General features: G+C 71.7%; 18 protein-coding genes. 7 read left to right on the top strand and 11 right to left on the bottom strand.

Going from position 1 to position 20,725, the window contains the following annotated elements; genetic code table 11:
- Positions 1-18 precede the first annotated feature (18 nt).
- Positions 19-1,422 (bottom strand): PLL family lectin, encoded by a 1,404-nt coding sequence (locus B0I32_RS19620; protein ID WP_106241268.1) that lies wholly within the window; start codon positions 1,420-1,422, stop codon positions 19-21.
- Between the two features lie 206 nt (positions 1,423-1,628).
- Between B0I32_RS19620 and B0I32_RS19615 the strand changes: the two genes are divergently transcribed.
- On the top strand, positions 1,629-2,324 hold the full coding sequence (locus B0I32_RS19615) for a response regulator transcription factor (protein ID WP_106241266.1): 696 nt from the start codon (positions 1,629-1,631) through the stop codon (positions 2,322-2,324).
- Positions 2,325-2,533: 209 nt separating this feature from the next.
- Here the strand turns inward: B0I32_RS19615 and B0I32_RS19610 are convergent, their stop codons facing one another.
- The 3 genes from B0I32_RS19610 to B0I32_RS19600 all read right to left on the bottom strand — a co-directional run bounded on the left by B0I32_RS19610 (position 2,534) and on the right by B0I32_RS19600 (position 6,530).
- Positions 2,534-4,303, bottom strand: a complete 1,770-nt coding sequence (locus tag B0I32_RS19610; RefSeq protein WP_146178229.1) for an NHL repeat-containing protein — start codon at positions 4,301-4,303, stop codon at positions 2,534-2,536.
- Positions 4,304-4,502: 199 nt separating this feature from the next.
- The gene (locus B0I32_RS19605; RefSeq protein WP_106241261.1) at positions 4,503-5,246 is read right to left on the bottom strand and encodes a hypothetical protein; all 744 of its coding nucleotides are present in this window, start codon (positions 5,244-5,246) and stop codon (positions 4,503-4,505) included.
- Positions 5,247-5,333: 87 nt separating this feature from the next.
- Positions 5,334-6,530 (bottom strand): cytochrome P450, encoded by a 1,197-nt coding sequence (locus tag B0I32_RS19600; RefSeq protein ID WP_106241258.1) that lies wholly within the window; start codon positions 6,528-6,530, stop codon positions 5,334-5,336.
- A 170-nt stretch (positions 6,531-6,700) separates the two neighbouring features.
- Here B0I32_RS19600 and B0I32_RS19595 point away from each other — a divergent pair, with 170 nt between their 5' ends.
- Both B0I32_RS19595 and B0I32_RS19590 read left to right on the top strand, forming a co-directional pair.
- Positions 6,701-8,215: an FAD-dependent monooxygenase gene (locus tag B0I32_RS19595; RefSeq protein ID WP_106241256.1), complete on the top strand. Its 1,515-nt coding sequence runs from the start codon at positions 6,701-6,703 to the stop codon at positions 8,213-8,215.
- A 115-nt stretch (positions 8,216-8,330) separates the two neighbouring features.
- On the top strand, positions 8,331-9,284 hold the full coding sequence (locus B0I32_RS19590; RefSeq protein ID WP_106241254.1) for an NAD-dependent epimerase/dehydratase family protein: 954 nt from the start codon (positions 8,331-8,333) through the stop codon (positions 9,282-9,284).
- A gap of 4 nt (positions 9,285-9,288) precedes the next feature.
- Here the strand turns inward: B0I32_RS19590 and B0I32_RS19585 are convergent, their stop codons facing one another.
- From B0I32_RS19585 to B0I32_RS19565, 5 genes are read right to left on the bottom strand one after another with little or no spacing between them, the layout of a single operon-like run.
- A complete protein-coding gene (locus tag B0I32_RS19585) occupies positions 9,289-10,563 on the bottom strand; it encodes an ABC transporter substrate-binding protein (RefSeq protein ID WP_106241253.1) in 1,275 nt (424 codons plus the stop codon).
- A 5-nt stretch (positions 10,564-10,568) separates the two neighbouring features.
- Positions 10,569-11,582, bottom strand: coding sequence for a branched-chain amino acid ABC transporter permease (locus B0I32_RS19580; protein ID WP_106241250.1), 1,014 nt, complete (start codon positions 11,580-11,582; stop codon positions 10,569-10,571).
- The gene (locus tag B0I32_RS19575) at positions 11,579-12,460 is read right to left on the bottom strand and encodes a branched-chain amino acid ABC transporter permease (RefSeq protein WP_106241247.1); all 882 of its coding nucleotides are present in this window, start codon (positions 12,458-12,460) and stop codon (positions 11,579-11,581) included. The genes B0I32_RS19580 and B0I32_RS19575 overlap by 4 nt, the downstream gene beginning before the upstream one ends.
- Before the next feature lie 4 nt (positions 12,461-12,464).
- Positions 12,465-13,181, bottom strand: a complete 717-nt coding sequence (locus tag B0I32_RS19570) for an ABC transporter ATP-binding protein (protein ID WP_106241246.1) — start codon at positions 13,179-13,181, stop codon at positions 12,465-12,467.
- On the bottom strand, positions 13,178-13,936 hold the full coding sequence (locus B0I32_RS19565; RefSeq protein ID WP_106241243.1) for an ABC transporter ATP-binding protein: 759 nt from the start codon (positions 13,934-13,936) through the stop codon (positions 13,178-13,180). Before B0I32_RS19565 ends, B0I32_RS19570 begins: the two co-directional genes overlap by 4 nt.
- 178 nt (positions 13,937-14,114) lie before the next feature.
- Here B0I32_RS19565 and B0I32_RS19560 point away from each other — a divergent pair, with 178 nt between their 5' ends.
- From B0I32_RS19560 to B0I32_RS56540, 4 genes are all read left to right on the top strand, one after another.
- Positions 14,115-15,479: a PucR family transcriptional regulator gene (locus B0I32_RS19560; RefSeq protein ID WP_106241842.1), complete on the top strand. Its 1,365-nt coding sequence runs from the start codon at positions 14,115-14,117 to the stop codon at positions 15,477-15,479.
- Positions 15,466-16,956, top strand: coding sequence for a long-chain-fatty-acid--CoA ligase (locus tag B0I32_RS19555; protein WP_106241241.1), 1,491 nt, complete (start codon positions 15,466-15,468; stop codon positions 16,954-16,956). The genes B0I32_RS19560 and B0I32_RS19555 overlap by 14 nt, the downstream gene beginning before the upstream one ends.
- Positions 16,957-17,031: 75 nt before the next feature.
- Positions 17,032-17,781: a sulfite exporter TauE/SafE family protein gene (locus B0I32_RS19550; RefSeq protein ID WP_106241238.1), complete on the top strand. Its 750-nt coding sequence runs from the start codon at positions 17,032-17,034 to the stop codon at positions 17,779-17,781.
- A gap of 163 nt (positions 17,782-17,944) precedes the next feature.
- The gene (locus B0I32_RS56540; protein ID WP_146178228.1) at positions 17,945-18,811 is read left to right on the top strand and encodes a hypothetical protein; all 867 of its coding nucleotides are present in this window, start codon (positions 17,945-17,947) and stop codon (positions 18,809-18,811) included.
- On the opposite strand, the gene rarD is transcribed toward B0I32_RS56540, so the two are convergent.
- Together rarD and B0I32_RS19530 are read right to left on the bottom strand one after the other, a co-directional pair.
- A complete protein-coding gene (gene rarD / locus B0I32_RS19535) occupies positions 18,705-19,667 on the bottom strand; it encodes an EamA family transporter RarD (protein ID WP_106241232.1) in 963 nt (320 codons plus the stop codon). The two genes, B0I32_RS56540 and rarD, sit on opposite strands and share 107 nt — an antisense overlap.
- A gap of 17 nt (positions 19,668-19,684) precedes the next feature.
- A complete protein-coding gene (locus B0I32_RS19530) occupies positions 19,685-20,713 on the bottom strand; it encodes a LacI family DNA-binding transcriptional regulator (protein WP_106241230.1) in 1,029 nt (342 codons plus the stop codon).
- Between the last annotated feature and the right edge of the window lie 12 nt (positions 20,714-20,725).

Here is a 20,725-nt window from a genome sequence, read left to right as displayed (position 1 = left end):
CGAGCCGGCACTCGGCGTTCAGCGCACGCCGCGGTGCACGCACAGGAGCTGGTCGCGGGTGGCGTTCTTGTCGCGGTAGGCGATGACGGCCGGGCCCTCGGCGCTGTGGTGGTCGGGCAGCCGCTCGTCGGGGAGCCAGCCGGAGCCGTTGAAGCTGCTCCACCACAGGCTCTGGTCGGAGGCGCCGCGGTGCACACAGTAGAGCCGGTCCTTGTAGACGGTCAGGGCCGGGCCCTCGGTGGTGTGGTGCGCGGGCAGCTTCTGGTCGGCGCTCCACTTCCCGCCGTCCCAACGGGTCCACCACAGCGCCGTGTCCCCGCCGGCGCCGCGGTGCACGCAGTAGAGGTGGCCGCGGTAGGTGGCCAGCGCCGGGTTCGAGCGCGAAGAGTGGCCAGGCAGCCGCTGGTCCTGGCTCCAGCGGGCGCCGTCCCAGCGGGTCCACCACAGCGACTCGTCCGCGCCCGCGCCTCTGTGCACGCAGAACAGCTGCCCGTCGTACGCCGCCAGCGCCGGAGCCGTCCGGCTGAAGTGCTGCGGGAATCGCTCGTCGTCGCTCCAGCTAGCCCCGTCCCAGCGGGTCCACCACAGCGACTCGTCCGCACCGGCGCCCCTGTGCACGCAGAACAGCTGCCCGTCGTACGCGGCCAGCGCCGGGGCCGCGGCGCTGAGGTGCCGGGGGAATCGCTCGTCGTCGCTCCAGCCCTGCTCGGCGTCGTAGACCGTCCACCACAGGTTGGAGTCGCCCGCCTTGCCGCGGTGCGCCAGGAAGAGCCGGTCCTGGAACTGGGCCAGGGCGGGGCTCGACCCGCCGAAGTGGTCGACGAAGCGCTGATCGCGGCTCCAGCCCTCGCCGGGCTCGTGCACCGCCCAGCGCAGGCCGGCCTCACCGGCGGGCCTGCCGTCCTGGCGGGCCGGTACGAGCATGCCGGGCGCGGTCCACGGCGAGACGAGCCGGACACCGTACGGGCGGGCGATCGAGGCGATCCACTCCGACCTGGCCCGCACGGAACGCTCGACGATCGGCGCCAGCCAGGAGCCGATCACGGTGCCCGCGCTCTCGCCGATGAGCTGCGGCAGCTCGGCGGCCAGCAGCGCGGCCGACTCGTTCAGGTGGATCTCGTAACCCCACCACCTGGCCACCGGCCAGACGTCGGCGCCCATCGTGCGCAGCTCACGCTGGATCCGCTGCACCCGCTCCTGGTCCTTGGGGGTGAGCGCGGCGATCTGCCGCTCGCTCTCCCGCCTGGCGTCGGCCACCTGACGGGCGGGGGCGTCGTCGAGCAGCTCCGTCTCGACGGCCGCGTCGACGGCGGCGGAGGCCACCGGGTCGTCCTGAGAGTGCAGCAGAACGGCCTCACCGTCGAGCGCCGACTCCTCGGCCGTGTCGGTCCCGACCTTGCCGGCCCGGGTCTCGTCAGTCATTTTCCAGCCCCCTGGAGTGATAGATGAGCGAACTTCGCCATCGTAACGTTGAGTAGTGATTCGATTACTCTAGGGGTGGATTGTTCCGAGTAAAGCCCCCGCCGGGCGGCCCGTCATGAAGGCGCGGAGGGTGCCGGTCACGGTTCACAGCGGATTACTAAGCGGCGTTCATCGAACGCTCATGCAAGGGCGTCATCGTCACGAGCATGCACACGTCCAGCGCGAACGTTTCCGCCCAGCCCGTGCGCCGGCCCGGCGGTGCCGCCGACATCCTCGTCGTGGCCGGCGAGCCCGCACTGACGAGGCTCCGCTCCACGCTGGCGCGGCAGGCGTCGTGGCGGGTCCGCGGCGCGTACGACGGCGGCGCGGCCGCCCGCGCGGCCCGGTGCGCGCGCCCCGACGCGGTCGTGCTCGACGCCACCATGCCCGGCGCGGCCGACGTCAGGCTGCCCGGCGTGCCCGTCCTGTACCTGACCACGACGGACCGCCTGGACGAGGGGCTGGCCGGGCTGCGCGCGGGGGCCGGCGACTACGTGACGAAACCGTTCACTGCGGAGGAGGTCGTCCTCCGGCTGCACGGCCTGCTGCGCCGCCCGCCCGCTCTCCGACTCGTCGTCGGGGACCTCACCCTTGACCAGCGGACCCGGCGGGCGCGGCGGGACGGCGTGGACATCCGGCTCTCGCCCACCGAGTACGAGCTGCTGCGCCTGCTGATGCGCAGCCCCGGCCGGGTGCTCAGCAAGGCGCACATCCTCGACCGGGTCTGGTCCTACGACTTCGGCGGCCGGGCCAACGTGGTCGAGCTGTACATCTCCTACCTGCGCAGAAAGATCGACGCCCGGCGCGAGCCGATGATCCACACCGTCCGCGGCGTCGGCTACACCCTGCGCCCGGCCGCGTAGGACCCCGCCTGCCTGGTTCCACCGATAATCAACGGATGCTCAACCGCGGAAACCCTAGGATGCGGGCATGAATCTCGGTCTCCCTGAAATCATCCAGTTCCTGCTCTTCGTGGCGATCCTCTGGCTGATCATCTACACCGCCGTGCGAACGGCGCTCCGCCACCGCAAGTGAGTCGCTTGCCGCGCCCGGCCGAGGGCGGCAGGTGCCGTCACGCCGATTCGAGGGCGTAGTACATCGAGGCCTGGGTCGGGCCGTGGGAATCCATATCGCCACGAGGGCCGTAGGAGCCTCGCCAGCGGTAGTCCCCGCGCAGGACGAACCACCCGCTTTCGTAGGCGAAGGCGCCGGGATCACCGTGCACGGTGAGGTAGTCCTGATCGCAGGCGAGTTCCCCGGGGCCGGGTCCGCTCCCGCCGGCACTGCAGGCGTCCGGGATCTGGATGGTGTTACTGCCTTCCTCGTAAGAGGAGATCTTCTTGTCCGGTGCCTCGATGCGAACGTCCAGATAGACGGTCTCGTGCTGATGCTCGGCCAAGTAGCGCAGGAGTAGATCAGCCATGCCCGGTCCTTGCCACAACCAGCCGCTGAACGTTGGTTTCTCCACCTTCTGGGCGGTGGTCGGCGTCGCGGTCCACCTGCCGAAGTGCTCGGGTCGGCCGATCGCGCGTACGCGGGAGGCGGTGGCCACGAAGACGACCCCGTCGGGCGCGACGGCGACCGAGCTCGGATCGGCGAGGCCGGCCTGCTCGGGAGGACCGCCGTCGCCACGATCCACCGGGGTCCGATCGCCGGCGAGAGTCCGCAGGGTGCCGTCGGCGGCGATCGTGCGTAACAAATCGCTCTCCGTGTCGACGATGAGGATGCCGCCATCAGGGCGCACCGCCGCGTCCATCGCCCCGCCGAACCGGCTGGCGGTCGCGGGCAGGCCGCTCCCCTGGCGGCCCTTTTTCGGCCCGGCTCCGGCGATGGTGTCGATCGTCCCGTCGGCGGAGACCCGGCGGATCCTAGCGTTCCCCTGGTCCACGATGATCAACGATCCGTCAGGAAGAACCTCGACATCAGAAGGTTCCCTCAACCGTGCGGCCACTGCCGGCCCGCCGTCGCCACCGAAGCCGGCGAACCCTGTCCCCGCGATCACGGTGAGCCGTCCCTCGTCGTCGACGGCCACCACCCGATGGCCGCCGAAGTCCGCCACCACAGTGCGGCCGTCAGCGGTCACAGCGATGCCGCCGGGGGCCTTAAGTTCGTCCTCGCCGACCGCCGGGATACTGCTGACTTTCCCGTCCTCACTTACGATCCGGAGCGCCTGAGCCCGGTCGTCCGTCAAGACGACGGCTCCGTCAGGGCGGACGGCGACGCCTGCCGGGGAGTCGAAGGTCGCGTCCAGGGCCGCTCCGCCGTCACCGGTGGTGCCGTGGACGAAGGGCCGACCGGCCACGAGCTCAACAGCGCGGTCCCGCGTAATGCGCTCGATGGTGGCTCCGCTGGTCGCGAGCAGGTTCCCGTCCGACGTGACGACGAGGTCCCCGGCGTACATCGGTCGTTGATAGCTGGCCAATTCGTCCGACACGGCCGCCGGGAAATCGCCGGCCAGGGTGAATATCGCCAGCGGCGACGGTGGGGGCGCATCCTTCGACGGGGCCGCGGCAGGTGGAGACTCCGCCGGTGGGGACGCACTCCACAGGACTATCGCGGCCACACCCGTCATGACCACCGCGGCGGTGCAGAAGCCGACTGCCGCGCGGCGACGGCGCGCGACGCTTCGCTCCCACGCCACGAAGGTGAACAGCGCGGCGACAGCGGTCGCGAGCAGGCCCGTCAGCCGCCGGACCAACCCGGCGTCATCGCCGATGAACCACTGCAGGACGCCTGCCACACTGGTGAAGACCACCGCGATTCCGAGAATGCGAGCGCGACGTCCCGCATCGTCGTCACCGGAGCCGCCCGTAGGAGCTTGAGCAGGCAGGTCATCGGCCAAGGTATTCCCCCTTCGCCTCACTTCACCCAGCTGCCTCGGCATCGTCCGAGGTCTCACGGGGCAGCCCGTACCTCGCCCCGCGACCGTGTCTTCGGCGCACGAGCCCGCGCATCGACGGCAGGTCATACAGTTCATCGCTTCCGGGCACCGTCTTGTTTCCGTGGCCACCCGCTGTCTTTCACGTTCCGACGTGGGCTGCTCAGCGGGACCGGGGCCAGGGGGTTCTGTCGGTCCGCGCGTGGCTGAAGGTCCATCTGACGTAGTAGCCGGCGTAATCCGGCCGGGCCTCCCGTGTCCGGAACCGGTACAGGCGGGCGTAGCGGCGGTCGCGGGCGCTGGCGAGGCGGTCGAGCAGGCTGGCGTGGCGGTCGTGGGCGCCGTCCTGCCGGTCGCGGGCGCTGGCCCGGCGGTCGTCCGCGCTCGACGAGCGATCCAGCGCGGCGACGCGCCGCTCCTGTCCCTGCTCGCGTTCGAGCTGGACCCGGTCGTCGCGCAGGGCGGCAAGTTCGGCGCGGATCGCGGCGCGGTCGAGCCGGTTCCGCTCCCGGTCGGCCGCCGCCGAGTCACGGTCCAGGGCCAGCAGCCGCCAGAGCTCGTCGGTGCCCTCGCCCCGCTCGGCCTGCGCCCGGTGCCGGTCGGCGGCGGCCCGGTCGCGTTCCTCGGCCGCGCGGTCGCGGCGCTCGGCCTCCCAGAGCAGGTCGTGGACCCGGCGGTCGTGCTCGTCGTTCTCCTGGCGGAGCCGCTCCAGCCGCCGGACGCGCGGCAGCGCCTCCTCGTCCCTGGCGGTGGCCCGCAGGTCGCGCCGCCGCGCCGCCTCGTCGCGTTCGGTGGCGGCACGGTCGCGCGTGCCGCCCTGCTCGTCGCGCTCCCGTGCGCTGAGCTCGCGGGCCCGGGGCCGGTCCCGCCTGGACACCGTCGGCTGCCGGCCGTCTTCGCCTGTCATCGCCGTCTCCGCTAAGAGCCGCGTGCCTACATTGACAGTGTTCCCCGAAGTGCCGCCGCTAAGGGCGGGCCCGCCGAAGCGTCCGCGTCACCAGGCCACCTCCAGGGAGGCCATGCCGTACACGATGCTGGACGTGCGGAACTGCGGGGTGTTGTCCGTGGTGCGCAGCCCGGGGAAGCGGCGGAGCAGGGCGGGCAGCGCGGTGCGCAGCTCCATGCGGGCCAGCGGGGCGCCCAGGCAGTGGTGCACGCCGTGGCCGAAGGCGACGTGGCCGGGGGCGCCGCGGGTGAGGTCGAACGTGTCCGCGTCGGGGATGAGCCCCTTGTCCCGGTTGGCGGCGGGCAGGGAGACGAGGACCAGGTCACCCTCCGCGATCGGCTGCCCGCCGATCTCCGTGTCGGCGGTCGCGACCTTGGTGGTGCCCGAGTTGACGATGCTGAGCCAGCGCAGCAGCTCCTCGACCGTGGCGTCGATCCGCTCCGGCTCCTTCCTGAGCAGGTCGAGCTGCTCGGGGTGGCGCAGCAGGGCGAGCGTGCCCAGGGAGAGCATGTTGGAGGTGGTCTCGTGCCCGGCGAACAGCAGCAGCCCGCCGATCCCGACCAGCTCGTCGGTCGACAGGTCGTCGCCGTGCTCGCGGACGAGCATGCCCAGCAGTTCCTCGCCCGGGTCCTGCTGGATGCGGGCGACCAGCCCCTCCATGTAGGAGCGCTGCTGGAACTGGAGCATCATCCGCTCCTCGCCCGGCACGCTCATGTCGAGCATCCTGTTGGTCCGCCGCTGGAAGTCCTCCCGGTCCTCGTACGGCACCCCGAGCAGCTCGCAGATCACCAGCGCCGGGATCGGCAGCGCGAACGCCGGCACCAGGTCGGCGGGCGACCCGGCGGCCTCCATGGCGTCGAGGTGGTCGTTGACGATGGCGTCGATGCGCGGTTCGAGGCGGCGCATGCGGCGGATGGTGAACTCGGGCGTCAGCATCCGGCGCAGCCGGGTGTGCTCGGGCGGGTCGAGGCCGAGCAGGTTGCCCGCGCGCACCTTGGCGAGCTGCTCCTCCGTCATCGGCGGCGCTCCCGGCAGCCGCGCGATGGTCTGCGGGGCGACCTTGAACCGCTCGGCGTCGCCCAGCACCTCGCGTACGTCCGCGTACCGCGTCACCAGCCAGGCGTCGGCTCCGAACGCCGTCTGTACCCTCTTGACCCGCTCCTCGTCGCGCGCGGCCGCCAGCTCAGGCGCCGGATCGAACTCCACCCGCCGCATGTGCAGCGGCATCGTCGAGGTCTCGCTCATGCAGTCCCCTGGATGGTCCCGGTTTTTGCTAGCACGCTACTGATCGGGACCCGGGTCCTCTAGTTGCGATCTTCAATCGTTGTGCGGTCGTACCAGAATCATGGCCGCATTGACGCGGGCCGTACGGCGTCAGGAATATACCTCTCATCATCCTGACGAATAGGACGTCCATGGACCTGGTTCGGCACGTGCCCGACTCCGTACCGGTGCTGGTGGCCGGAGGCGGGCCCGTCGGCCTGGCCACCGCCGTCGAGCTGGCGTACCAGGGCGTCGAATGCCTGGTCGTCGAGCCGCGCGAGCAGGTGTCGTGGCTGCGCCCCCGCGCGAAGACCACCTCGGCCCGCTCGATGGAACTGCTGCGCAGGTGGGGGCTGGCGGAGACGCTGCGGGCGCGGGCGCCGCTGGCGGTGTCGTGGTCGGACCAGGCGGTGTTCGTGGACAGCCTGCTCGGCCGGGAGATCACCAGGATCGGCGGCTGTTTCGGCCTCGACCTGGTCGGCTCCGACCTGGCCGCCGAGTCCGGCCAGCAGGCGCCGCAGCCGCTGGTCGAGGAGGTGCTGCGCGAGGCGGTCGGTGCCGCGCTGCTGACCGGGCGGCGGGTGACCGGCCTGCGCGAGGACGCCGACGGGGTGACGGTGCGGATCGCGTCGCCGGACGGCGCCGAGCAGGAGGTACGCGCCCGGTACGTAGTCGGCTGCGACGGCCCGCGCAGCGTGACCAGGGCGGCGATCGGCTCCCGGTACGAGGGCCGCCAGGACGCCAGGCCCAACTACAACATCGTCTTCCGCGCCCCCGGCCTGGCCGAGCGCATGCCGCACGGCCCCGCCGTGCACTACTGGGTGCTGAACCCGGAGCAGCCCGGCATGGTCGGCCGCCTGGACCTGAAGGAGACCTGGTGGTGCATCGCGCAGGGGGTGCGGGAGCAGGACGCCGACCCCGTCCGGCTGGTGCGGAACCTGGCCGGGGCCGACATCGAGGTGGAGATCCTGGCCACCGACCCGTGGACCGCCCGGATGTTGCTGGCCGACCGGTACGCCAGCCGGCGCGTGTTCCTGGCCGGTGACGCGGCGCACCAGAACCCGCCCTACGGCGGGCACGGCTTCAACACCGGCATCGGGGACGCGGTCAACCTCGGCTGGAAGCTGGCCGCCGTGCTGCGCGGGTGGGCGCCGGAGGCGCTGCTGGCCACGTACGAGAGGGAGCGCCGCCCCATCGCCGCCGACACGATCGAGACCGCCGCCGCGAACATGTCCACCCTCGCTCCAGAGCTGGCCGATCCGGCGCTGATGGGCCCCGACGAGGAGTTCGAGCGGGTGCGCCCGGCCGTGGCGGAGGCGGTGCGCAGGACCAAGGACAGGGAGTTCCACAGCCTGGACCTGGTGCTCGGCTACACCTACGCGGGCTCCCCGATCGTCGCGCCCGGCTGCGGCGAGCGCCTGCCGCACCGCTGGCTCACGCCGGGTGAGTCCCTGTACGACCGGCTCGGGCCCGCGTTCAGCCTGGTCGGCGACCGCGGCGCGCCGGGGGCGGACGTGCTGGTGGCGGAGGCGCGGGAGCTGGGCGTGCCGCTGCGCGTGGTGGACCTGCCCGGCGAGCCGCTCGCCCTGGTCCGCCCCGACCAGCACGTGGCCTGGCGCGCCGGCCACCCCTCGGGCGCGCTGCGGATGGCGCTCGGACACGCCTGACCGGCGGCTCGCGGGTGACGCTCGGGTTCCCCGACCGACCCCACGCTCACGCGCACGGGGGTCGCGCCGAGCATGGGCCTGACGTCCGTTCTGTCCTGAGGTCTACGCTGTTCGCATGCGCGTAGTGGTGATTGGCGGCAGCGGACACATCGGCACGTACCTCATCCCCCGGCTCGTCGCCGCCGGCCACGAGGTGGTCAACGTCAGCCGGGGGCAGCGCGAGCCCTACAGCCCCCACGGCGCCTGGCAGCAGGTCGCCACCGTCACCGCCGACCGCCAGGCCGAGGAGGCCGAGGGCACGTTCGGGCGGCGGATCGCCGAGCTCGACGCCGACGTGGTGATCGACCTGATCTGCTTCACGGAGAGCAGCGCCCGCGCGATGGCCGACGCGCTCAGCGGGCGGGTGCGCCACTTCCTGCACTGCGGCACGGTCTGGGTGCACGGCCCGAGCGCGCAGGTGCCGACCACCGAGGACGCCAGGCGCGAGCCGTTCGGCGAGTACGGCGTCCAGAAGGCGGCCATCGAGGCGTTCCTGCTCGACCGGGCCCAGCGTGACGGGTTCCCGGCCACGATCATCCACCCCGGCCACATCACCGGGCCCGGCTGGGTGCCGGTCAACCCGGCGGGCAACGTCGATCCCGGCGTGTTCCAGGCGCTCGCCGAGGGCGCCGAGGTCACGCTGCCCAACCTGGGCATGGAGACCGTCCAGCACGTGCACGCCGACGACGTGGCCCGCCTGTTCATGGACGCCATGGCCGCCCGCTCGGCCGCCGTCGGCGAGAGCTTCCACTCCGTCGCCACCACCGCCCTGACGCTGCGCGGGTACGCCGAGGCGGTGGCGGGCTGGTTCGGCAGGCCGGCCAGGCTGGCGTACCTGCCGTGGGAGCGGTGGCGGGAGACGGTGTCCGAGCACGACGCGCAGGTGACCTACGACCACATCGCGCACAGCCCCCACTGCAGCATGGCCAAGGCCGAGCGGATGCTCGGGCACCGCCCCCGCTACACCTCCCTGGAGGCCATCCGCGAGGCGGTCGACTGGCTGGTCCGAGCCGGCACCATCAAGCCGTAGGAGATCAGCCGGTCAGCGGGCCGAACTCCTTGCGGGTGTCGATCACGTCGCCGAACAGTTCCCACCGCTCTCCCTTGAACGTCATGAGCTGCATCGACTCGATCGGGAACCCGTCGCCCTGCGCCGTGTCGAGCGTGACCCCGGGCAGCAGCATGTCCACCTGGACCCCCTTGAGGTTGCGTACGGAGTCACGCAGCCCCTCACGGGTCGGGCACGCGGCCGCCTCCATGGCCTTGTGGAAACTGCTCGCCACGGCCCAGCCGAACGTGTGGTAGGGCACGTTGGGGTCGGCCCCCGGCGCGTACTGCTTCATCTTCTCCTTGTAGAGCGTCATCTCGGCGTCGCTCGCCCACGTCGGGTCGTTCGGGTCCTTGTAGTACGTGGACGACACGACGCCCTGCACGTTCGGGAACCCGACCGGCTTCAGCACGGTGATCGAGGCGGCGACGTTGTTGACGATGTGCAGCGGGTTCCACTTGGTGTTCTTGGCGTCGGCCGCCAGCGCCTGCGAGCCGAACTTGGGCGTGGTGACGTTGAGGAGGACGTCCGCCTTCGACTCGGCCAGATTGCGCATCTGCGGGTCGACGCTCGGGTCGGTGACCTCGTAGCTCTGCTCGGCCACCACCTTGACCTGCGAGCCCTCGATCGCCCGCTTGAAGCCGCCGAGCAGGTCCTTGCCGAAGTCGTCGTTCTGGTACAGGACGGCGACCTTGGCCTCGGGCTTCTCCTTCTTCAGGTAGGCCGCGTAGACGCGGGCCTCGGAGATGTAGTTGGGCTGCCAGCCGATGGTCCACGGATGCGCGGTGTCGGAGCCCCACTTGGAGGCGCCGGTGGCCACGAAGATCTGCGGGACCTTGCGCTGGTTGGTGTAGTCCCAGGTCGCGGAGGTCGAGGGGGTGCCGAGCGTCTGGAACAGGGCGAAGACCTGCTCCTGCTCCACCAGCCTGCGGGCCTCCTCGACGGCCTTGGGCGGCTGGTAGCCGTCGTCGCGGACGACGAACTCGACCTTGCGCCCGCCGATGCCGTTCTTCTCGGCGTTGACGTAGTCGAAGTACGCCTTGATGCCCTTGGGGATGTCGCCGTACGCGGAGGCGGGGCCGGACAGCGGGTAGATGCCGCCCAGTTTGATGCTCTTGTCGGTGATGCCGGTGGTCTGCTGTCCAGCACACTGGCCCGACGCGGCCGTGCCTCCGGTGGTGGCACCGCCGCCGTCCCGTCCCCCGCAGGCGGCGACGGCAAGCAGGAGCAACGCCGTGCAGCCGATCGCGGTTACTCGCATACCTCTTACTCCTTCCGGGGAATCTTCTTGACCAAGCGCCCAGCCAGGCGCGCTGCCAGGCCGGCCAGCCCCGTCGGGGCCACGTACATCACCACGATGATCAGCAGGCCGAAGATGACGCCGGGCGCGGCGTCGTTGACGTCCTGCGAGATGCTCGGCACGAACATGACGAACAGCCCGCCCAGCACCGGCCCCGACAGCGAGCCGAGCCCGCCGACGACCAGCCCGGCCAGCAGGGTGATCGACAGGTTCACGGTGAACGAGTCGGGCGAGACGAAGCCGATCACCCACGTGTAGACGCAGCCCGCCGCACCGGCGAACATGGCGCTCCAGGCGAACGCGAGCGTCTTGTAGAACGACAGGCGCACGCCCATGACCTCGGCCGCCGTCTCGTTGTCCCTGAGCGCGTGCAGCGCCCGGCCCACGCGCGAGCGCAGCAGCCCGGCGGCCAGCAGGAACGCGGCCACGGTGACGATCAGGGTGAGGAAGTACAGCCACTGGTCCTCGGCCAGGCCGCTCCAGCCGGGCGGCGCGGGCTTGGCCAGCGTCAGCCCCATGGAGCCGCCGGTCACCGCCTCGAACCGCTTCAGCAGCGGCACGAGGAAGATCGCGATGGCCAGCGTCACGAGCGCCAGGTACAGGCCGCGCAGCCGCATCGCGGGCACGCCGAGCGCCAGCCCCAGCACGAACGCCACCCCGGCCGCCACGGGCAGGGTCAGCGGGTACGGCAGGTCCCAGCGGTCGAGCAGGATGGCCCCCGAGTACGCCCCCACGGCGAAGAACGCGCCGTGCCCGAGCGAGATCTGCCCGGCGTGCCCGACGAGCAGGTTGAGCCCGAGCAGCGCCACCGCGTACACCAGCACCATCGTGAGCTGGAAGACGTGGAAGGGCACGAGCTGGAAGGGCGCGTAGACGGCGGCGGCGAGCAGCAGGGCCAGCCCGGCCCACCGCCATCTGGGGTCGGGCGGGCGTCGCTCGCGCACGGGAGCCGGCTCGGTGACGACCTTGGTGGCGCTCATGCCCGCTCCACCACCGCTCGGCCGAACAACCCCTGCGGCCGCAGCAGCAGGACACCGAGAATGATCACCAGCGGCACCCCCACCTTGAGGTCGGATCCGATGACGCCGACGTACGCCCCGGCGAGCGTCTCCGCGACGCCCACGATGAGCCCGCCGGCGACCGCCCCGAGGGGGCTGTCGAACCCGCCGAGCGTGGCCGCCGCGAACGCGTAGATGAGGACGCCGCCCATCATGTTCGGCTCCAGGAACAGCAGCGGCGCCACGAGCACCCCCGACACCGCGCCCACGGTGGCGGCCAGGCCCCAGCCGAGCGCCAGCGTCCGGCCGACGCGGATGCCGACCAGCCGCGCCGAGGCGGGGTTGGTGGCCACGGCGCGCATCCCGAGCCCGATCTTGGTGTGCTGGAAGAGCAGGTAGAGCAGCCCCATGACCGCCGCCACCACGCCGAGCACGCCGAGCGTGGAGAAGCTCACGCTGACCCCGGCCGCCTCCAGCGCGCCGCCGGGGAAGGGGTTGGGGAAGTCCTTGATGAGGAACGTCCAGATCCACCCGGCCGCCGCGTTGACGAAGATGAACAGGCCGACGGTGACGATCACGATGGTGAGCTCGGGAGCTCCCTCGACCGGCCGGATGATCACCCGTTCGATGAGCATGCCGCCGGCGAACGACACCGCCAGCGTCAGCACCAGGGCCAGCCAGAACGGCAGTCCCGCCGCCACGCACTGCCAGGCGATGTAGGTGGAGAACATGGCCAGCTCGCCCTGGGCGAAGTTGACGATGCCGGTGAACTGGTAGATCAGCACCAGGGCCAGCGCCAGGCTGGCGTAGATGGCGCCCGCGCCGAGCCCCTCGACGACCTGCTGCACGAATCCGGCCATCGCGTTACACCCGGTACCCGAGGTAGGACTGCGCGACCTGCTCGTCGGCCCTGATCTCCGCGGCCGTGCCGGACAGCACGATGCGCCCGGTCTCCAGGACGTGCGCCTGCTGGGCGATGCCGAGGGCGAGATGGGCGTTCTGCTCGACGACGACCACGGTGGTCCGCTCCTCTGCGTTGATGGCCTGGACGATGCGGAACAGCTCCCGGGTGACCAGCGGGGCCAGGCCCAGCGACGGCTCGTCGAGCAGCAGCAGCCGGGGGCGCAGCATGAGGGCGCGGCCGAGGGCGAGCATCTGCTGCTCGCCGCCGCTCAGACTGCCCGCCGCCTGCTTGAGCCGGGTCTTCAGGACCGGGAAGTAGGTGTAGATGCGGCCGAGGTCCTCCTCGACCTCCGCTCCGCCGCGCCGGACGTACGCGCCGAGGCGCAGGTTCTCCTCGACGGTCAGCGGCATGAACGTGCCCCGGCCCTCGGGCACGTGGGCGACGCCGTGCCTGGCGATCGTGTCGGGTGAGCGGCCGGCCAGCGTGGTGCCGCCGAGCGTGACCGTGCCCCGGACCCTGACCACCCCCGACAGGGCGCGCAGCAGGGTCGTCTTGCCGGCGCCGTTGGGGCCGAGGATGGCGCAGACCTCGCCCTCGCGGACGGTGAAGCTCACGCCGTGCAGCACCCGCGCGTCCCCGTAGCCGGCGACCAGGTCCGCCACCACGAGGTCGCTCATGCCGCCGTCCCCAGGTACGCCTCGATCACCGCGGGGTCGCGCTGGACCTCCTCCGGCGGGCCTTCGGCGATCTTGCGGCCGAAGTCCAGGCAGACGATGCGCTCGCAGATCCCCATGACGAACCCCATGTGGTGCTCGACCACGATCACGGTCAGGTCGTGCTCGGAACGGATCGCGCCGAGCGTGCCCGCGAACTCCTCCACCTCGGCCGCGTTCAGCCCGTTCACCGGCTCGTCGAGGAGGAGCAGGCGGGGCCGGCCGATGAGCGCGCGGGCCAGCTCCACCCGTTTGAGGGTGCCGAACGGCAGCCCGGTCGCCGGATGGCCGGCCACCTCGGTCAGTCCCAGCCGCTCCAGCACCGCGTCCGCGTCGGCGCGCAGCTCGCGTTCCTCGCGGCGCACGCCCGGCAGCCGCAGCCCGGCCGACAGGAAGCCGGCGCGGCCCCGGTGATGCGCGCCGACCAGCACGTTGTCGCGCACCGACAGGCGCGGGAACAGGCCCAGATTCTGGAACGTCCTGGCGATGCCGAGCGGGGCGATGGCGTACGGGGCCACGGCGGTGAGGTCACGGCCCTCGTACGCGATGGTGCCGGAGTCGGCGTCGTAGCGCCGGGTCAGGCAGTTGAACAGGGTGGTCTTGCCGGCGCCGTTCGGCCCGATGAGTCCCACCATCTCGCCGGCCGCCACCTCGAACCCCACGCCGTCCAGCGCGGTGATGCCGCCGAAGCGAACGGTAAGATCATGCACCTCCAGCATCCGGCCTCCTGGAGAACAATGTTCTGAAGTTGCGCTCAGCGTAGGAGCCGCTCGTCAGGAGCCGCATTGGGCACGGTGACCCAAGATGTTTCCGGCAAGTTGTCCGCTGAGCACAGGGAGGGTCTCGGACCGGTTACGACCCGTTGACCGCCCGGCCATGGGCATGGATCATCCCGGCATGTCCACCGGTTCGAGCACCGTGGCAGCCGCCGTCCGCGCGGAACGCACCCGAATCCTGTCCGAGCTGCTGAGCGACCTTCCCGCGCTGGCGGTCGTCGCCCTGGCCACCATGCTGGAGGAGATCCCCGCCTACGCGGCGCAGGACGCGGTCTTCCGCACCGACGTGCGCGACCAGGTGGTCAAGCACTACCGGGCCAAGCTGGGCGTCCTGCTGGAGGAGCGGACGGTCACCTTCGAGGACATCTCCTTCACCCGGCGCGCCGCCATGCGCCGGGCCAGGGCCGGGGTGGCGCTGGCCGACTACATCAACGCCTTCAGGGTCGGGCAGCAGGTGTTCTGGGAGGCCGTGGTCGAGCGGGCCGGGCACACGTACGCGGGGCGCGAGGCGGCCCTGTCGCTGGCCGCGCCGCTGATGCGCTACTGCGACTTCGCCAGCACGCACGCGGCGAACGCGTACATGGAGTTCCAGCAGTACGCGGCGGCCGAGGCCGTGCGGGAGAGCCGCGATCTGCTGGAGACCCTGCTGGCCGGCGGCCTGCCCACCCGGGGCAGGGAGCTGGCCGCGGCGCAGGCGCACGGCCTGGGACCGGACGCCCGCACGCCGCTGCTGGTGGTGCTCGCGGTGCTCGCCGGGCCGGCCGCCCCGGTGCCGAGCGGCCCCGACCAGGGCGCCGACGCGCTGCACGCGGCGTGCGCGGCCATCGCCAGGACCGGCGGGAACGGCGTGCGCACGCTGTCGGTCGTGCGCCAGTCGGAGATCGTGGCCATCCCCGTGCTCGGCTCCCCTCATGGCGCGGAGGAGTTGTGCGACCGGCTGCAGGGCGTGCTGCGCGGCCTGACCGCCGAGGGCATCAGGCTGGCCATGGGCGTCAGCACCGTGGCGGCCGGCGCCGCGCAGCTTCCGCAGGCCTACCAGGAGGCCAGGGCCGCGCTCGACTTCCTGCCCGAGGAAGGCGGGGTGGCGGCGCTGCCCAGGATCACGCCGTTCCAGTATCTGGCGCTCAAGGCCGACGACACGGCACGCAACCTGGTGGACGCGCGCATCACCGCGCTGCTGTCGGAGGACCGGGCCCGCGGCGGCGTGCTGACCGCCACGATCAGGGCGTTCGCCGAGGCGGACCTGAACCTGCGGATGGCGGCCGAGCGGCTGCAGATCCACCCCAACACCGCGCAATACCGGCTGCGGCGGATTCAGGAGCGCACCGGGCGCAGCCTGCGCTCGATCAACGATCTGGTCGAGCTGCTGGTCGCCATAGCCCTCCAGGACACGCTTCCCACCAATACCGGGCGGGAAAGACTGGGCACCGCGACCAATGAGGGGCGCGGGAGAGCGGACGTACCTTCTTTCCATGAACCTCGCTGACCGGCTCCACGCCGCCGCCGACCGGCTGGGCGGCAGAGCGGTGCTCACGCTGGACGAGGCGGAGCTGACCTACGGCGCGCTGGAGGAGCTGAGCGCGCGGCTCGCCGGGCTGCTGCGGTGCCGCGGGATCGGCCCCGGCGACCGGGTCGCGATCATGTTGCCGAACGTGCCCGAGTTCGGCGTCGTCTACTACGGGGTGCTGCGGCTCGGGGCCGTGGTGGTGCCGCTGGACCCGCTGCTCAAACGCCGGGAGATCTCCGCCTACCTGGGCGACTGCGGAGCCACGCTGCTGATCGCCTGGCACGCGTTCGCGGAGACGGCGGAGGCGGGCTCGGCGGGCACGAAGGCGGACTGCTTCTTCGTGGTGCCGGGCGAGTTCCGGCGGCTGCTGCGGGGCGTGGCGGCCGAGCGCGAGATCGCCTCCATGGCGGCGGACGCCACCGCGGTGATCCACTACACCTCGGGCACCACCGGCCGACCGAAGGGCATCGAGCTGACCCACGCCAACCTGGGCGGCAACGCCGCGACCGTGGCCCGCATGCACGCGCTCGGCGTGGACGACGTGGTGCTGGGGGCGCTGCCGCTCCACCACACGTTCGGCCAGACCTGTTCGCTGAACGCGACCGTGCACGCGGGCGCGCGGCTGACGCTGCTGCGCCGCTTCGAGGCGGGCCGGGCGCTGGAGGTGGTCAGGCGCGACGGGGTGACGGTCTTCCAGGGCGTGCCGACCATGTTCATCGCGCTGCTCGACCATCCCGGCGCCTCCGACCTGTCGATGTTGCGGGTCTGCGCGTCGGGCGGGGCGGCGCTGCCGCTGGACGTGCTGCGCGCGTACGAGGCCAGGTTCGGCTGCGAGATCATCGAGGGGTACGGGCTCAGCGAGACCTCCCCTGTGGCCGCGACCAACCGGGGCGGCCGGCACCGCAGGCCCGGCTCGATCGGCTGGCCCATCAGGGACGTCGAGATGAAGGTGGTCGGCGAGGACGGCCGCGAGCTGCCCGCCGGCGCGATCGGCGAGATCGTGGTACGCGGCCCGAACGTGATGAAGGGCTACTGGAACGACCCCGAGGCCACCGCCGAGGCCGTCCAGGACGGCTGGTTCCACACCGGCGACCTGGGCCGGGTGGACGAGGACGGCTACTTCTTCCTGGTGGACCGGCGCCGCGACGTGATCATCAGAGGCGGATACACGGTCTATCCGCGCGAGGTGGAGGAGGTGCTCTACGAGCATCCGGCGGTGCGGCAGGCCGCGGTGATCGGCGTGCCGCACGCAGGGCTGGGCGAGGAGATCGAGGCCGTGGTGGCCCTGCGCGCGCCGGTGACCGGGGAGGAACTGCGCGACTTCGTCCGGGAGCGGGTGGCGGCGTACAAGTATCCGCGCCGGCTGTCGTTCGTGGACGAGCTGCCGATGAGCCCGACCGGCAAGATCCTCAAGCGGGCGCTCCTCCGCCCGGCCACCGGCGGGCGCTCCGGCTGAGCGTGGGAGCGATATATCTCACATAACGGGATAAATCATCTTATTCTATAAGACGATGATCTAAAGTGCCCAGACATGACACCCTGGGAAATGGTCGCGGTGCTCGTGGCCGGCCTCGCGGGCGGAGCCATCAACACGGTGGTCGGCTCGGGATCGCTGATCACCTTCCCCACGCTGCTCGCGGTGGGCCTGCCGCCGATCACCGCCAACGTCTCCAACAACATCGGCCTGGTCCCGGGCGGGCTGAGCGGTGTCATCGGCTACCGGACCGAGCTCAAGGGCCAGCGCGAGCGGCTGCTCCGGCTCGCCCCCGCCTCCCTGGCCGGCGCGCTGACCGGTGGCCTGCTGCTGCTCAACCTGCCCGAGGCCACGTTCACGGTGATCATCACCGTGCTCATCGCGCTGTCGTGCACGCTGGTCGTGATCCAGCCCCGGCTCAACCGGCTGCTGGCCGCCCGGCCCCGGCGCGCGCACGGCGGCCCGTGGTTGTGGCTCGGCGCGCTGGCGGCCGGCGCCTACGGCGGCTATTTCGGCGCCGGCCAGGGCATCCTGCTCATCGGCTTCATGGGCATCCTCATCGACGAGGAGCTCCAGCGGGTCAACGCGGCCAAGAACGTGCTCGTCGTCGTGGTCAACGGCGCGGCCGCCATCCTGTACGCCCTGGTCGCCGACGTGGACTGGCTCGCGGTGCTGCTGGTGGCCCTGGGCTCGACGGCCGGCGGCTTCCTCGGCGCCCGGCTGGGCCGCAGGCTGCCCGCCTCGGTCCTGCGCGCGGCGATCGTGGTCATCGGCGTCGTGGCCATCGCCAAGCTCCTCCTCGGCTGAACGCGACGCGGCCGGCCCGCGCCCGCCTCCTCAGCGGCGGAACGTGCGGCGGCCGGCCCGCGCTTGATCAGACGTGGGGGAAAGCGGGTACATCCACCGACGGCTCCCGGGGTCCGTCACGCGGGGGCCGCCGGTCGTGTCGTGCTCGTCCCTCAGGAGTTCCATGCCCAGGCCCGGCAAGAAGCCGCATCCGCTCGCCCTCGACCCCGTCCTGATCATCGGCACCGCCCTGTCGGTCCTGCTCGGCGTGATCTTCTACGTGCGCGAGGACACCGCGCAGGGGCTGGCCCTGGTCGCCGGGCTGATCGGCGGCGTGATCACGTTACAGGTGCAGACGCTGCTCAGGGAGAAGCGCCGGGTGGACCACGAGACGAAGGTCGGGCAGATGGTGGCCACGATCGAGAAGATCCCCTGGCTGCCCGACCTCATGCTCCCCATGTTGCGCGCGGCCAAGCACGTCGAGCGCGAATACGCCGCCACCCCGGCCGTGGACGCCTGCCGGGCCGCGTTCGAGGACTGCCTGCGCACGCTCGCCGACCTGGAGCGCGGCCACTTCCGCAGCACCTACGGCGACAACGCGGTCTTCCAGCGCCTGATCGGCCAGACGAAGCACACGATGTGCGCCACCAGCGTCCCCTCGGTGGACCTCGACTGGTGGAACGAGCCGGTCGGCAGGCAGTACTGGCAGGCCCAGCTCGACGCGCTGGCCAGGGGCGTGACGATCCGGCGGGTGTTCATCTACAAGGAGTGGACGGCCGAGCTGGACTCGCTGGCCCGCGAGCAGCTGGCCGCCGGCGTGAAGGTGCTCAAGGTGCGGGCCGAGCGCCTGCCGCCCGCCCTGCGCGTGATCAGCGGGCTGTGGGACGGCACGTGCGGTCACGAGCTCAGCTACACCGCCGCGGGCGAGGCGGTCTACGACACCTTCACGGTGTCTCCCCCTGATCTCGAACGGCTGATGACGCAGTTCGAGATGATCGAGCGGAGCGCGGTGGAGATCGGCGAGCCGAAGCTGCCCGACTCCGTCTCCTGAGACCCTCACCGGTGAGCACCGCCAGCGCGGCCCACAGCAGCGCGAACGCCATCCACCGGGCCGCCGGCATCACCTCACGGAACACCAGCACCCCGAGGAGGAACTGCACGACGGGCTCGATGAACTGCAGCATGCCCACCAGGCTGAGCGGGATCCGCGTGGCCGCCGCGTTGAACAGCAGCATCGGCACCATCATGACGAACCCGGAGCCGACGCCGAGCAGCGTGTTGGCCACCGACACGTGGCCGAACGTGGCCTGGCCCGAGGTCTGGAGCCAGATCGTGTAGGCCAGGGCGAAGGGGAACAGCACGGCGGTCTCCACCATGAGCCCCTCGGCCGCGCCGGCGTCGAGCCGCTTCTTGATCAGGCCGTAGCCGCCGAACGTGGCGGCCAGGCCGAGCGCGATCCAGGGGAGGCCGCCGTACTCGACCGTGAGCAGGCCGACGGAGAGCGCCCCCAGGCCGATCGCCGCCCACTGCCAGGCCCGCAGCCGCTCCCGCAGCACCACGACGCCGAGCGCCACGCTGAGCAGCGGGGTGATGAAGTAGCCGAGCGAGGCGTCGACCACGTGGCCGTTGGTCGTGGCCCAGATGAACAGCGCCCAGTTGGCCGAGGTGAGCAGGCCGGCCAGGGCGAGCATGCCCAGGTCGCGGGGGCGGCGCAGGATGGCGGCCACCTTCCCGGTGCGGCCGGTGGCCACCAGCAGGAGCCCGACCGCGACGGGTGACCAGAGCACGCGCAGGGCCAGGATCTCGATCGCGCCCGTCGGCTGAACCAGCGGCCAGTAGAGCGCCGACAGGCCCCAGAGCAGATAGGCCGCCACGCCGAGCAGGACACCTTGGCGAGCGACGGGCATCCCCTCACTCTTCCCGATCAGATCGACGGCCGAACCTCGCCCGCGCTGCTCTCTCTGACGATCAGCCGGTGCGGCACCACGATCTCGGGTGGTGCGCCCATTTCGCCGCGGATCGACTCCAGCAGGGTGTCCACCGCCCGGCGGGCGATCTCGCCCTTGTCGGGGGCGACCGTGGTCAGGCTGGGCGTGCTGTACTGGCCCTCCTCGATGTCGTCGAGACCCACCACGGCGACGTCCTCGGGGATGCGGCGGCCCGCCCTGATCAGCGCCCTGATCGCGCCGAGGGCGAGCAGGTCGTTGTAGCAGAAGACGGCGTCGGGCGGGTCGGGCATGGCCAGCAGCCGCTCCATGGCCTCGGCGCCCAGCCGCCGGTGGAAGTGCGTGGTGGGCACGATCAGCGCCTCGTCCACCTCGAGGCCGTGCCTGGCGTGGGCCTGCCGGTAGCCGGCGGTGCGGAGCTGGGCGGTCTCGCCGGTCGCGTACGGCTGGTCGCCGATGGCGGCCACCCGGCGGCGGCCGAGCCGGAGCAGGTGCTCGGTGGCGTCGCGGGCGGCGGCCACGTTGTCGATGGCCACGTGGGGGAAGCTGCCGTTGAAGATGTGCTCGCCGAGCAGCACGATCGGGACCCGGTTGCCCCGGCCGCGCAGCTCCTCGGCGGTGACCGACAGCGGGCTGAGCACCAGACCGTCGAACATGGTGGCCCGCGAGTCGCGGCCGAGCAGCTCGCGCTCCCTGTCGCCGTCGCCGTCGGTCTGGTCGATCATGACCACGTAACCGCGCGTCCTGGCGGCGGTGATCACCTCGCGGGCCAGCTCGGCGAAGTAGGGGACGTCCAGCTCGGGCACCACGAGGGCGATCATCCCGGTGCGCCCCTGTTTGAGATTGCGGGCGATGAGGTTGGGACGGTAGTCGAGCTCGTCGAGCACCGCCTGCACCCGGGCGCGCAGCTCGTCAGAGACCGGCGCGTAACCGTTCACCACGTTGGACACCGTGCGGATGGACACGTTCGCCCGCTTGGCGACGTCACGCAGGGTTGGACCGGCCATGCGTCTCCTATA

The organism is Nonomuraea fuscirosea, from assembly GCF_003001935.1.
Lineage (GTDB): Bacteria > Actinomycetota > Actinomycetes > Streptosporangiales > Streptosporangiaceae > Nonomuraea > Nonomuraea fuscirosea.
Note: the sequence above shows the minus strand (reverse complement) of the source record. Positions and strands in the feature narration are given on the sequence as shown.